At 67.8% G+C, this 12,933-nt stretch carries 10 protein-coding genes; 4 read left to right on the top strand and 6 right to left on the bottom strand.

What is annotated here, in order from left to right:
- Positions 1 to 160, top strand: a 160-nt coding sequence (locus CGZ91_RS13985) for an IS3 family transposase (protein WP_324252650.1), incomplete at its 5' end; no start/stop codon positions are given.
- A gap of 627 nt (positions 161 to 787) precedes the next feature.
- Here CGZ91_RS13985 and CGZ91_RS04610 read toward each other — a convergent pair.
- From CGZ91_RS04610 to eccB, 5 genes are all read right to left on the bottom strand, one after another.
- Positions 788 to 2,248, bottom strand: coding sequence for a hypothetical protein (locus tag CGZ91_RS04610; protein WP_094452885.1), 1,461 nt, complete (start codon positions 2,246 to 2,248; stop codon positions 788 to 790).
- Positions 2,245 to 2,613 (bottom strand): hypothetical protein, encoded by a 369-nt coding sequence (locus CGZ91_RS04605; RefSeq protein WP_144276780.1) that lies wholly within the window; start codon positions 2,611 to 2,613, stop codon positions 2,245 to 2,247. Before CGZ91_RS04605 ends, CGZ91_RS04610 begins: the two co-directional genes overlap by 4 nt.
- 138 nt (positions 2,614 to 2,751) lie before the next feature.
- Positions 2,752 to 3,042, bottom strand: coding sequence for a WXG100 family type VII secretion target (locus CGZ91_RS04600; protein ID WP_094452881.1), 291 nt, complete (start codon positions 3,040 to 3,042; stop codon positions 2,752 to 2,754).
- A 50-nt stretch (positions 3,043 to 3,092) separates the two neighbouring features.
- Complete coding sequence (locus tag CGZ91_RS04595) at positions 3,093 to 3,407, bottom strand: WXG100 family type VII secretion target (RefSeq protein ID WP_094452879.1); 315 nt, start codon at positions 3,405 to 3,407, stop codon at positions 3,093 to 3,095.
- Positions 3,408 to 3,659: 252 nt separating this feature from the next.
- Complete coding sequence (eccB, locus tag CGZ91_RS04590) at positions 3,660 to 5,054, bottom strand: type VII secretion protein EccB (protein ID WP_094452877.1); 1,395 nt, start codon at positions 5,052 to 5,054, stop codon at positions 3,660 to 3,662.
- Between the two features lie 152 nt (positions 5,055 to 5,206).
- On the opposite strand from eccB, the gene eccE reads away from it, so the two are divergent.
- Positions 5,207 to 6,427: a type VII secretion protein EccE gene (gene eccE, locus CGZ91_RS04585; protein ID WP_094452875.1), complete on the top strand. Its 1,221-nt coding sequence runs from the start codon at positions 5,207 to 5,209 to the stop codon at positions 6,425 to 6,427.
- 55 nt (positions 6,428 to 6,482) lie between these two features.
- Positions 6,483 to 7,241, top strand: a complete 759-nt coding sequence (locus CGZ91_RS04580) for a hypothetical protein (protein WP_094452873.1) — start codon at positions 6,483 to 6,485, stop codon at positions 7,239 to 7,241.
- 40 nt (positions 7,242 to 7,281) lie between these two features.
- On the opposite strand, the gene eccD is transcribed toward CGZ91_RS04580, so the two are convergent.
- A complete protein-coding gene (eccD, locus tag CGZ91_RS04575) occupies positions 7,282 to 8,652 on the bottom strand; it encodes a type VII secretion integral membrane protein EccD (protein WP_179229206.1) in 1,371 nt (456 codons plus the stop codon).
- 133 nt (positions 8,653 to 8,785) lie between these two features.
- On the opposite strand from eccD, the gene eccCa reads away from it, so the two are divergent.
- Complete coding sequence (gene eccCa, locus CGZ91_RS04570) at positions 8,786 to 12,904, top strand: type VII secretion protein EccCa (RefSeq protein ID WP_094452869.1); 4,119 nt, start codon at positions 8,786 to 8,788, stop codon at positions 12,902 to 12,904.
- The last annotated feature ends 29 nt before the right edge of the window (positions 12,905 to 12,933 follow it).

The following is a 12,933-nucleotide window of genomic DNA, read 5'->3' as shown; positions in this document are numbered from 1 at the left end:
CCTCAACCGCCACCCGTGGGCCAGCCGAGCCGAGCTACGCCTGGCCATCATCACCTGGATCGAGAAGTCCTACCACCGCCGACGTCGCCAACGACGCCTCGGCAAACTCACTCCAGTAGAGTTCGAAGCAACCCATCAGACGGCCACCCAGGCCGCCTGACCCACCCCTAGAAATCTGTCAAGCAAACTGGGGGCAGTCCCGTGTGGCCCGGCAGCACCTCGCAAGGCACGCTGTACGTGGTTTCCCCAGAGGCAGCGCTTTCAATGAAGGGACTCGAACCCTGAGCAATCAGATGTTGCCGCCATGGGAGTCGTCGTGGGAGACGACTACGGAACAGGCAAGGAAGACCTGCCATGCCGCCCGACCATTGTGGGGCAGGCCAGGGCCAGCGGCAACGCAATATCTGCGCGGAAGGCCCCGAACTCCGCCGAATCACCCGTTCGGTCGGTAACCCCGGACTCGCTCTGGAGTGTCCGGGTGAGGGGTGGGGCGTTGGCGATGTGGGGGTGGTGGTCGGCTGGGGTGGACGTTTCGGGGCGGGGTGTGGGCTGGGGTAACCCCGGACTCGCTCTGGAGTGTCCGGGTGAGGGGTGGGGCGTTGGCGATGTGAGGGTGGTGGTCGGCTGGGGTGGACGTTTCGGGGCGGGGTGTGGGCTGGGGTGGTGCCTGCGTTCCAGACTGTCCGGGTGTGGGCCGGGGCACCGAGCACGGTCCTGCGCCCACGCAGAAACAACGATCGCGCCGGAGCAGTGCTCCGACGCGATCGAGAGGCTGACCAGGCTCAGGTCATTTGGTGATCAGTCCGGGCGGTGCGTCTTCCTCGCCCCAAACGTCCTGATCCTCCTCCAGCCACGTCTCCTCGAACTCGTGATTGCGGTCCTCGTCCTTGGCCCCGCGGCGGTTACCGGCGCCCATGCCCATCGGCATCATGCCGCCGGGGCCCGCGCCAGCGCCTGAATTGGCGCCACCGTCGTAGCCGGGGTTGATGATCCCCCGACCGCGGCCGTCGAGCTGGAAGGACGGGTTGCCCTTCGAGCCAGCCGCGCCACCGCCCAGACCGCCCGCGCCCATCATTCCGCCGGAGCCAGCGCCCGCCAGCGGTGTGCCTGCGGCCGGGCTGGCAGCGGCGCCGGTGGTGCCGATCGGTGCACCGATCGGGTCAACGCCAGCAGCGAGGGTGCCATCGCTGATCGCCGCACCCAACTGGGTGCCGTTGATACCGGAAGCCAGCGACGGGTTCAGCGAGTTGCTGCTGCCGTTGAGCAGGGTCGGGTCGATGCCGGAGGCATGTACGCCCTGGGTCACCGTGCCGGATTCGAGGCGCGGCGTGTCGTGACCGCCCGGCGTCACCCGGTCCAGGCCGGGCTGGGCGAGGTTCGGTTGCGGGATGTCGCTGGTACGCGGCATGTCGGGCTGAACCAGCGGCGTGTTCGTCTCGGGGCCGAGGTTGCCGCGGGGCATCACCTGGTCGACGACGTCCTTGACCTGGCGGACCCGCTCCTGGAGCGTACGCAGGTCCTCCTGCCAGTTCTTCTGCTCCTGCTCGCTCTCGCCCTTCAGCTCGACGTCCTTGCCCTTGCCCGAGGAACCTTCGGGTAGGAAGGCGTTCAACGAGGCGTCGACCGAGGCGACGGCGCCGTTGCAGGCGACCTTCTGGGTCGGGTTGACGCCGAGGGTCTCCATCTTCACGTCCCAGTTGTGGGCGGCGAAGCCGGTCGGCTGACCGGTCTGGGTGTAGACCGGCGGCGGGACCGAAGCTGCCGCGGCGCCCTCGATGCCCATCCAGACGGGCTGAGGCACGATCCGCTGCGGAATCTGGCCGATGTTGACGACCTCGATCGGTGCCATCGCCGCGGTGAGCGGATTGGCCATCGCGGCCGGTGAGGGTCGGGCGGTCCACGGGGCTGCGATGTCCCACGGGATCGGGTTGCTCGAGGCGACCTGCTGGCTGGAGTCGACCGACTGCGCCAGCGGGCGCAGCGCCTGCCCCAGCGCGGCGGACTGCTCGGAGAACTCACCGAGCGGCTTGATCAGGTCGTGAACGACCATCTCCCGGAAGGCGCGGGCACCGGCTCCGGTCCAGCCGCCTTCGGCGGTCAGCTGGTCGAGCTTTTCTTGGATCAGCTCGCGCAGTTCGGCGGCCCGGGTCGACAGCGCCTGGAACTCGTCGGCGCCACCGTGCATGGTGGGGGCAACCGCGGAGCCGATGTAGGCGAGCGCGGCGCGCTGAGTGCTGGCGACAGTCACTGGGCCGGTCCTTCCTGGATGGCGTTGTGCACCTCGACCGAATGCAACGCATTGAGCGCGTTCAGGTCGGTGTACTGCTTGGCGAGTTCGTTGGAGCCCGAGGTCAGCTGCTGGTTGCGGGTGACCATGCGGTTCAGGTTCGAGGAATGAGTGTTGATCGCCTCGCGGAAGCGCTGCTCGGCGCCCGCGCTGGCGTTGTACTTGCCGAAGCCGACCGATCCGGGCGCCTTGAAGGCGTCGACCCGCTGGTTCAGACCCTGCAGCTCGGTCGTCATCTCGTCGAGGAACTTCGCAAAATCTCGAATGTCGCCGGGATCGACTGTGACATCAGATGTCACGGGCCCGGTCGGGGTGTTCTCGGTCACCGTCATCTCCTGCTTGGGGTTGCTCCAAAACTAACGCCTGCGCCGAGGGCGTACGCCGGCGGGGTAACGAGGACGTGGGCGCGACTCGGGAAGAGTCGCACCCACGTGCCTACGTCATGTCGGAATCAAGCTGATTGCTCAGCCCCAGGAGTTCTGGACGTTCCGCTCGTTCTGGGTGTAGTTCTCGGAGATCTGGGTCATGACGGTGCGCATGGTGTTGATGATCTGCGACATCTTGTCAGCGGCAGCGTCCCAGCGGGCCTTGGCCTCGCGGTAGGCCTCGCGGGCGTTGCCCTCCCACTGTGCGAGGGACGAGTTCAGCTTGCCCTCGAGGTCGGACAGCTCGCTGGTGAGGCGGGTGTGAGCCTGCTGCAGGTCGTTGATGCCCTGCGCCATGGCGGAATCGTTAACGCGAGTGTAGTCACCCATTGTCATAGCTCCTGTTCAGAAAAGTTCGTGTGTGAGTTGGTTGAGGTGAATCAGCCGTTGAGGGCGGCGTCCAGCGAGTTGGCCTGCTGGTCGTTCTCGTCCTCGATGTTGGTGTAGTTGAGCTGCGACTGGGTCATCTTCTCGTAGATGCCGTCGAGCTCCTTCTTCACAACAACGAACTGCTGATCGAACTCGTTGTACTTCTGGTAGAACTTCGTAGCGGCGTTGCCAACCCAGCCGGAGCCGATGAGGGCGTTGATCTGGCCGTTGAGATCGTTCTGGATCTTGTGGATGTTCTCAGCGGTGGTCTGGATCTCGCCGGCAGCCTTCTGCATCTCGGCGCGCTCAACGCTAGCCTGTCCCATTTTTCCTCCAGTGTGTCTCGGTCCCCGAGGGGACCGCTTGTGTGCAATCTGAATCCTCCACCCCGTCGTGGTGACCGAGGCTTCGGTGTCGAACTGGTCACAACACTAGGCAGGCAGGGGGTCACCCGAAAGGCTTCGGCGAGGAAATCTTCAAATAGTTCACATCCGCCGTGCCGGCACGGCGCGTCGGCTTGCGTGCGGACACCTCTGGAATCAGCCGGAAGTACGCCCTGGGCGGGCTTTCGGCAAGAATCAGCCATTCTCGTCGTCGTCACCGGAGGTGACCGGCTGCTTCGCGAACTCGACCGAGAGGGTGACCCCTGCGGGTAGTCCGTTGGGCACCAGCGACAGCAGCTGCGGCGGGATCTCCTGGATCTCGGCGCCGCCGTAGCCCAGGGCGTCACGGGACTGCTTGTCGGGGATGCCGTACGCCCGCCCCGCCGTCAGCAGGAACATCGGCGAGCCGTCGGCGGCAGCGCCCTCGTTGCGTACCAGGGCTCCGCTCATGGCCGGAATGACGACCGCGTCGGCCTGTCCAGCTGGGGCTTCGGCATTCACATTGGGGGTGAGCACACCCAGGGCCATCAGAGGCGGTTCCGTGGGCGAGGTCCAGGTCGCGCAGGCGGTGGCCGTGGAGAGGTTGGGCTGCTGCTGGTCGGGGGCCGGCAGATAGTTCGGGATGTCCTCGGCGCTCAGCGTCTGGGACAGGATGGTGCTCTGGGAAGCCGTGGTGGAGTCGATCGTCTGGACGTCGACGCCCTGCTCCAGAGCCATGAACCGGGCATCCAGCGGCTTGATCCGGGCCAGACCGTCGCGGAGCAACACGTAGTAGGCATCGCCGGCGGCGGCCTCGACGCGGACGACGGTGCCGACCAGGTTGCCGACCCCTTCGATGGGTCGGTTGGACTGTTCGTTGAGGTTGGGGATCTCGACCATGCCGAGCGGGGTTCCCTGTGGCAGGGCACGGATGAAAGCGTCACCGGGGGTCATGATCTCGGTGAAGCCCAGCTCGATCAGGACCGCGGAGCGGCCCTGGCCGGCGGTGAGTGGGACCCGGTGGGCGCGGCCGTCGACGACCAGATATTCGGTGCCGCGGGAGTCGCGGACCGCGAACGCGCTGGAATGGTCCGGCACCGTAGCGCCGGCGATCTCCAAGGTGGTGAAGCGCCGGTCCTCGCCATCGGGGCGGGTGGCGCAGACGCGCAGCGGGTAGGCGTTGAGGGAGTCAGCGGCCGGCAGTGCTGCCGGCGCATCGGGGATCCCGATCATGTGTTCCTGCGGGAAGCCTTGCAGCGACTTGGCCTTGACGCCCTTCGGGCTGTCGGCATTGCCGGTGACCAGACGGGCCGAGGCGATGTTGGCGGTCGGGTAGAGCTTGCCGCCCACGAAGGCGTACACACCGCCGGAGGTCTCGTCGATGATGACGGTGTTGTCCTCTTGCCAGTTGCTGGTGCCGCCGCTGGTGAGCAGGCCGACGATGCCGAAGCCGGCCATCACCAGGACGCCGATCATGATCCCGATGAAGGTGCCGGTGCCGACCCGCCGCAGCGGCTTCTGGACGTCGTCGGGGTCGCGGTTGATGAGAGCCGAGTGCAGTCGTTGCGTGATGAAGCTGTGCGCCTTGAGCAGGTCCTTGCGACTTGCCATCTGCGCCTGCCTCCCCGTCGGTGTGCGTGCCGGTCGCGTCCCCGGCGCTCCAAGTCTGGCTCATGCCTGGGTCGGCGACAACATATCAGCGCGGGCGCGCGAGAACGACCGGTTCGCCCCTAGAGTGGGGGCCGTTGGGTGAATGCGGCCGGATGGACAGCCACCTGGTCGATCACCGCGGTGAGGAGGCAGGAATGGCGCGGTCCGACGGCGCGCGTGGCGGCGAACGACACAGCCGGACCCGCAGGTCGCTGCTGACGGCCCACTGGGGCACCGTCCTCACCATTGAACTGGCCGTGGCTGCTGCGGTGGTCGCCTTCCTGATCGGCGGCACCACCGGCTACATCGTCGCCGGCGCCGTGGCGGTGGTGACGGCGCTGCTGTTCGTCCCGATCCGCGGCCGGTCCCTGATTGAACGGATCCGGCTGCGACTGGCGTACGCCCGGCGCCGTCCCGATGACGTGGATGCCGACGTTCCCGGTGACTTGGTCCCGTTGGCCCAATGGGTGCCGGGTCTGTCGGTCGCCCAGACCCATACCGGCCATGGCGAGGAAGTCGGCGTCATCACGGACGGCACGGCCTGGACTGCGGTGTTGTCGTTGACCGCCGATGACCAGCTGCTCGCCGACCGCGGCGCCGATCTGGACCTGGAACGGCTCGCCCACCTGACCGTGCAGGACGATGTGGTCTTCGCGGGCGTACAGATCGTCACCTATCTGGTGCCGGCGCCGACCTCGCTGCTGCTGGGGGAGGATTCCGCGGCGCTGGGGGCCTACCGGGAGATCCTGCGTCAGCAGCCGCCGCCGTCGGTGCAGCGTTCCTTCCTGTGTCTGCGGCTCGACCCCCGGCTGTGCATGGAGGCGGTCGCTCGCCGCGGCGCCACCGACGACGGCATCCAGGCAACGCTGCGATTCGGACTGCACCGGGTCCAGTCGGTGCTGAAGCGGCAGGGTGTGGAGACCCGCGCGCTGTCCCCGATCGAGATCCACGAGGTGCTGTCGCTGACGGCCGGTGCCGGCCCTGAGCACGAGCAACAGCGGACCCGAGAAGCCTGGTCGGAGTGGCACTGCGACGGGCTGGTGCACCGGGGCCGTGCGGTACGCAACTGGGGCCGCAACGCCTCCATCGGCTACGGCGCGCTGCTGGAGTCGATTGCCGGGTCGCCGGTGCTCTTCGCACTCGCCTCCTACACCTTTTCGCCGACCAGCCGGCCCAGTGGCGGCGTACGCCTGGTGACCACCGAGGCCGCCGAGGCGGACCGGGCTGTGGCCCATGTCGAAAGCCACCTCAACAACCGGCTCCGGTTTGCTCCCGCAGGCGGCCAGCAGGTGCCGATGATGCTGGCGACTGTTCCGCTGGGTCGGGGGGTCTGATGTCCGCCTTGCGTGTGGTGCCCGCTCCGATCCGCCATCGATCCGAGGAGAGCTGATGTCCGTCGGTCTGCCCCCACAACAGATGGAGGCCGCGAAGCGCCGCAAGCCCAAGCAGGTGGCGCCGGCGCCGGGCTGGATCATGCCCGAGGAACAGTCGGCCGAGCACAGCGAGGCCTACAACGCGACTCACGGCCCCAGCCAGGCTGCGGTCGTCCACACCGGCCCGAGCGGGCTGTTGGTCGGCGAAGCCGCAGGTGGCCCGGTGACGGTGCGACTGTTCCGTAATCGCCCGACCCGGATCCTCACCACGGTCCCCGAATACATGCTGTGGCTGTTCGCGTTCCGTTGCGTCAGCCTCGGCGCGCACCTGTCGATCCTGGCCGACGAGCATCGCCGCTGGCAGGCGTTGGCCGGCACTGTGGAACGCTGCGGCGGCACGGTCGACCTGCTCGGCAAGGGTGGTGTGGTGCCCAGCCAAGGCCGGCCCTACCGGCCCTCCCTGGTGGTCGACGACGCCTCCTTCTACGACGGCCTGCAGGCCCCGCTGGGCCCCTGGCAGGCAATGTTGGCGCAGGTCGATGCGGCCGCCTCGGGCGCGGTGCACTGGCTCCGATCGGCTGACATGGCGCTGCTGTCGCCGGCCAACAGTCGGACCGTGGAGAACCTGCGGCGGGCGTACGCCCTCAATCAGCGGCAGACCAAGATGTGCGCCAACCTCGATGGCAACGAGGCGGTGCTGGTGATGCCGCGGCGGGTGGTGCGGGTGCAGATCCCGCCGACCCAGAGCGAGTATCGACTGCTGTTCGGCGGCTGAGCCGCCAGCGGCCGATCGGCCGTCAGGGGGACGGACCGGGTCAGCCGGCGAGTCCGTACGCCCAGCTGTACAGGTCCAGCACCCACAGCAGCAGCGGGATCACCGCGATCACCGATAGCCACTCGAACACGTCGCCCCATCGCCCCCAGACCGGCGACAGGATCTTGCCGTGCCAACTGGCGGCGTACGCGATCAGCAGCGCGCAACCGATGACGACGATGATCAGACCCGCCGCCAGCCGCGTCATCACGCTGTCCATGCTCAGGCCGTACTCGATGATCGTGTAGATGCCGACGAAGGAACCCGTCGCCAGCAGCACCAGTCGCTGGGTGTAACCGACGAAGGCACGACCGCGCAGCACCAGCGCAACACCGACGCAGAAGCTCATCAACAGCGCCGGCAGGGTGCCGAACTGGATCACCGGGACCACCGCGATCGCGGTGGCGACCGAGGTAGCCGTGAGCAGCGAACCGAGGAGCTTGTCGGCGGTGATGGCGCGGACCACGATGTCGGACTGGACCGGCTCGTCGTCAGCCATCAGGGCCTCGGCGGTGCTGGGCAGATTGGGCATCGCGATCTGGGCCAGCTGATAACACAGCCCGGTCAGCCACGGCGTCGTGGCCAGCAGCACCACCGTCGTGACGGCTGCCACCTCCACCACGCGGTTGGGCATCAGCACCATCACCATCGTCATGATCACCACGATCAAGGAGCCCGCTGCAGCCGCCAGCAGCCCGTAGGGCTGGACCGCGGCAGCCAACGCCATCGCCGCCGACATCAGCAGCACCAGGGAGGCCGCGATGAGGATCTGGGTCGGCAACGTGGTGTGGACGATGTGGAATCCGCCCATCCCGGCCAGTGCGACCGACATCCAGGCCAGCGCAGAAGAGGTGACGTACTTGTCGAACGCCCGCGACAACAGGATCGCGGTGATGCCGAGCGCCACGCTCAACGCGAGCGTGGCGGTCACGGTGACCAGGTCGGGGTAGGTCCACAGCAGTACGCCGGGCAGGCCGGCGCCGAGGATCGCCAGGATCACCAGGCCGAACTTCTGGGAGTGCTGCTGGGACCAGGACGGCCGAGTGTTCGTGGCGGTCGCGACCGCGTCGACCACGTCATCGAAGGCGACGTCGGGCATCGCGACGTCCCGCTGACGCAGGTGCAGCGTCTCGCCGTCGCGGATCTCCAAGGAGGAGACCTTCTTGTATGGGTCCAGCGGGTCGTCCCCGACCCGCTGCAGCACCCAGGCATGCACGGTGTCGGCCGCGTTCCCGCTCTCGGAGCCGGAGAAACGCACGATGCTCGGCATGATCTCGCCGAGCACGGCGGCACCCGGTAGCGCCAGGTCAACCCGCCGGGTGGGCGAAATGATGGTGACGCGAGCGAGGTCCTCTTCAGCACTGGTGGTCACGGCGGCAGCGTACCGGTTATCGGGTGCCGAACCACCACCGAATCTGTCCTGGCCGGCCAACCTCCCACCTTGGAAGCAGGACCATGGCCACGGCATGATGGGGGAGTCCGGGCCGACCTTCGACAGGAGAACGATGGGCGTCGCGATCTTCAACCGCAGCAAGCGGTCGACTCCTCCGCCGATGCCTCGTGGTGACCTGCTGCTCGAGTCGCCTCCCGAGATCCCGCCGCCGGCTCCCAGTCGTGGTTTCAAGGCGGTGCTGCAGTTCCTGCCGATGGTGGCCGGCGCTGGCGCGATGTCGATGATGATGATGTCCGGCGCGATGGGCGGCGCCGGTGGCACCGGCATCTTGCGTGGCGTGATGGGCGCCATGATGGGCATCTCGATGATCGGCATGATGCTGACCCAGACCGGACGTCAGAACGACGACCAGGCTCAGGAACTCGATGCCAACCGCCGCGACTACTTTCGTTACCTCGGCCAGACCCGCCGCAAGATGCGTCAGGCCGCCGACGCCCAGCGCAAGGCCGTGGCTTGGCGCCACCCGGCCCCCGACACCCTCTGGTCGATCGTGGGCGGCCGTCGGATGTGGGAACGTCGCGCCGACGCCGATGACTTCGCCTCGGTCCGGATCTCGGTCGGCCCCCAGCAGTTCGCCCAACGCATCACCCCGCCGGAGTCCAAGCCCGTCGAGGACTTGGAGCCGCTCACCACCGGTGCGCTGCGCCGCTTCATCCGCACCCACCGCACCGTGCCGAGCGTTCCGCTGGCGTTGTCCCTCAAGGGTTTTCGCCATGTCATGCTGATCGGCGACAACGACGCCGGCCGCGGGCTGGCGTACGCGATGGCCTGCCAAGCCGCCGCCTGGCACGCGCCCAATGACCTGCGGATCCTGGTGTGTGCGTCGGCGCAGCAGCGCGACAAGTGGGAATGGGCCAAGTGGCTCCCGCACCTGCAGCACCCGATCCGCCGCGACGGCGCCGGGCCGGTGCGGATGTTTGCGACCGACCCCCAAGACATGGCCCAGCTGATGGACGGTGCCGCTGCCGAGATGGACGGCACCACCGCCTCCCACATCATCTTGCTCGTCGACGGTGTCGATGGCATCAACGCCGACGCGCTGAGCACCCCCAACACCACCGTCACCACCATCGAGGTCAGCAATTTGCGGGAACGGCCCCGGCGTCTCGACCCGGGTTTGGCCGTCCTCGAGGTCGACGAGGAATCGATCGTGCTGCACCGGCGGCAGAGCTCGGGACAGCTCGCGCGTACGCCGCTGGGCAAGCCCGACTCGGTGCCGATGGTCTACGCCGAGATGCTGTCCCGTGGACTGGCCCCGTACAAGCTGCCGGTCGTCTCGGCCGGCGACGACGACGCCGCCGAAGGCGAGGAAGAGGTCGTCTTCGAGCCGCCCAAGGACTACCCGGCGATGCTCGGCACCGGCGATCCGCTGACCCTGGACGTACGCCAGACCTGGCGGCTCCGGCCGCTGCACCAGCGGCTCCGGATCCCGTTCGGCACCGGCGAGGACGGCCGGCCGGTCGAACTCGACATCAAGGAGGCGGCGCTGGGCGGCATGGGTCCGCACGGTCTGTGCATCGGCGCCACCGGTTCGGGCAAGTCGGAGTTCCTGCGTACGTTGGTGCTCGGCCTGGCGATGACCCATTCCTCCGAACAGCTCAACTATGTGCTGGTCGACTTCAAGGGTGGTGCGACCTTCCTCGGTCTCGACTCGCTGCCCCACACCAGTGCCGTCATCACCAACCTCGAGGGCGAACTCACCCTGGTGGACCGCATGCAGGACGCGATCGCCGGCGAGATGGAACGCCGGATGGAGGTGCTGCGAGCGGCCGGCAACTTCAAGAACCGTGAGGACTACGACGAGGCCCGCCGCAACGGCCAGGACCTGCCGCCGATGCCGTCGTTGTTCGTCGTCGTCGACGAGTTCTCCGAGCTGCTGGCAGCCCGCCCCGAATTCATCGAGCTGTTCATCCAGATCGGTCGCATCGGTCGATCCATCGGCGTCCACCTGCTGCTCGCCTCGCAGCGGCTCGAGGAGGGCAAGCTGCGCGGCCTGGACACCTTCTTGTCCTACCGGATCGCGCTGCGTACCTTCTCACCCTCGGAGTCCCGAGTGGTCATTGGCGTGCCGGACGCGTACGAGCTGCCCACCCCGCCCGGCAACGGCTATCTGAAGTTCGACACCGTCTCCATGGTGCGGTTCAAGGCCGCGTACGTGTCGGGTCCGTGGCACGGCTCGACGAGTTCGCCGACCGAGGGCGACCAACCCGACTTCGCCGACCCGACCTCGCTGGAGCCGGGCAAGAAGACCTGGGTGCCGCCGGTGCTGGAGTTCGGGACTGAGTTCGTGCCTGCGGTGCTGCCACCCGAGCCGGAGCTGGCAGCGCCTCGCGACGAGGACCCCGATGACGTACGCCCGGAGCCCGCCGAGGTCGAGGTCGAGGTCGAGCGAGACGACGGCGGGGAGGATGACGAGGAAGAGACCCTGTTGTCGATCGCGGTGGGCCGGATGGTCGGTCAGGGATGGCCGGCGCACCAAGTGTGGCTGCCGCCGCTGGACGATCCGCCGACGATGGATCAGCTGGTCCGCAGCGAACTGGTCGTCCACCCCAAGCGAGGTCTGACCACCGCCGATGAACGGCTGCACGGACGCCTCACCGGCCCGGTTGCACTGGTCGACCGGCCCCGGCAGCAGCGGCGTGATCCGATGTGGCTCGACTACGCCGGCTCCGGCGGTAACGTGGCGATCGTCGGTGGCCCGCAGGCGGGCAAATCGACCGGTCTGCGGGCCGCGATCGCCGGGCTGTCGCTGCTCCACACCCCCGAGGAGGTCGGCTTCTACTGCCTCGACTTCGGCGGCGGCACCCTGATGGGCATGCGGAACCTGCCGCACATGGGCTCGGTCGCCTCCCGTCTGGAAGTTGACCGGGTCCGGCGTACGGTCGCCGAGCTCAGCAGCCTGCTGCAGCAGCGAGAAATGGCCTTCGCCCAGCTCGGCATCGACGGCATGGCCTCCTATCGGCGCGGACGACGCGAGGGCACGATCGAGAAGGACCGGTTCCCCACCGATGTCTTCCTGGTGGTCGACAACTGGATGACGCTGCGGCAGGAGTTCGAGTCCCAGGAGGCGCCGATCACCAACCTCGCCGCGCGTGGCCTGGGATTCGGCATTCACGTGATGGGCAGCGCCAACAAGTGGTCGGAATTCCGGGTCGCGATCCGGGACCTGCTGCAGTCGCGGGTCGAGCTGAAGCTCGGTGACCCCTTCGAATCCGAGATCGATCGCAAGGTCGCCGCTCTGGTGCCCGGTGGGCGCCCTGGCCGTGGGTTGTCCAACGACAAGCTCCACATGCTCACCGGGCTGCCTCGGATCGACGGGGTGGAGGACGCCGAGACGCTGTCGGACGGCGTCAAGGACATGTGCAAGCGGATGACGGAGGCGTGGCCCGGGAAGAAGGCCGCCGAGGTGCGGATGTTGCCCGACAACCTGCCCTTCGGTGCGCTGCCGAAGATCAGCCACGACGGTCAGAACCGTTCGATCCCCTGGGCGATCGACGAGCTGGAGCTGGCGCCGGTCGAGTTCGACCCGACGGTCGATCCGACCCTGGCCATCTTCGGCGGTCCGGAATCGGGCAAGTCGACCATCCTGCGTACATTGCTGAACGGCATCGTCACCCGGTACACCCCCGACGAGGCGAAGATCGTGCTCCTCGACTATCGGCGGGCGTTGCTGGGGGCGGTCGAGACCGACCACATGCTCGGCTATGCGGCCTCGTCGGCCGCCGGTACCAAGCTGGCGCAGGACGCCGCGGCGTCGATGAAGAAGCGGCTGCCCGGGTCCGATGTCACCCAGCAGCAGTTGCGTGATCGGAGCTGGTGGAAGGGGCCGGAGCTCTTCGTCGTGGTCGATGACTATGAACTGGTGGCGACGACCACGGGGAACGCGATGCAGCCGTTCGGTGAGTTGGTGTCGCAGGCTCGCGACATCGGGCTGCACATCATCATCGCGCGCGCCTTTGGTGGTGCCGGCCGGTCGACCTTCTCCGACCCGGTGGTGACGCGGATGAAGGATGCGGTCAACCCGGCGCTGCTGATGTCGGGCAACAAGGACGAGGGCCCGTTGTGGCGTGACGAGAAGGGTCAGCCGCTGCCCACCGGCCGTGGCGTCCTGGTCACCCGCGCAGGCAAGGTGCTGGTGCAGGCCGCAAACCTGCCGCCGAAGGAGTCCTGAGCCTGACGTACCGGGCGGGGTCGGCTGTG

Source organism: Parenemella sanctibonifatiensis (genome assembly GCF_002250565.1).
Lineage (GTDB): Bacteria > Actinomycetota > Actinomycetes > Propionibacteriales > Propionibacteriaceae > Parenemella > Parenemella sanctibonifatiensis.
Note: the sequence above shows the minus strand (reverse complement) of the source record. Positions and strands in the feature narration are given on the sequence as shown.

Excerpts from the sequence above, each read along its gene's own strand:
- CGZ91_RS04595 (WP_094452879.1), bottom strand. The coding sequence starts at position 3,407 with ATGGGACAGGCTAGCGTTGAGCGCGCCGAGATGCAGAAGGCTGCCGGC.
- eccCa (WP_094452869.1), top strand. The coding sequence starts at position 8,786 with ATGGGCGTCGCGATCTTCAACCGCAGCAAGCGGTCGACTCCTCCGCCG.
- CGZ91_RS04580 (WP_094452873.1), top strand. The coding sequence starts at position 6,483 with ATGTCCGTCGGTCTGCCCCCACAACAGATGGAGGCCGCGAAGCGCCGC.
- CGZ91_RS04600 (WP_094452881.1), bottom strand. The coding sequence starts at position 3,042 with ATGGGTGACTACACTCGCGTTAACGATTCCGCCATGGCGCAGGGCATC.
- eccB (WP_094452877.1), bottom strand. The coding sequence starts at position 5,054 with ATGGCAAGTCGCAAGGACCTGCTCAAGGCGCACAGCTTCATCACGCAA.
- eccE (WP_094452875.1), top strand. The coding sequence starts at position 5,207 with ATGGACAGCCACCTGGTCGATCACCGCGGTGAGGAGGCAGGAATGGCG.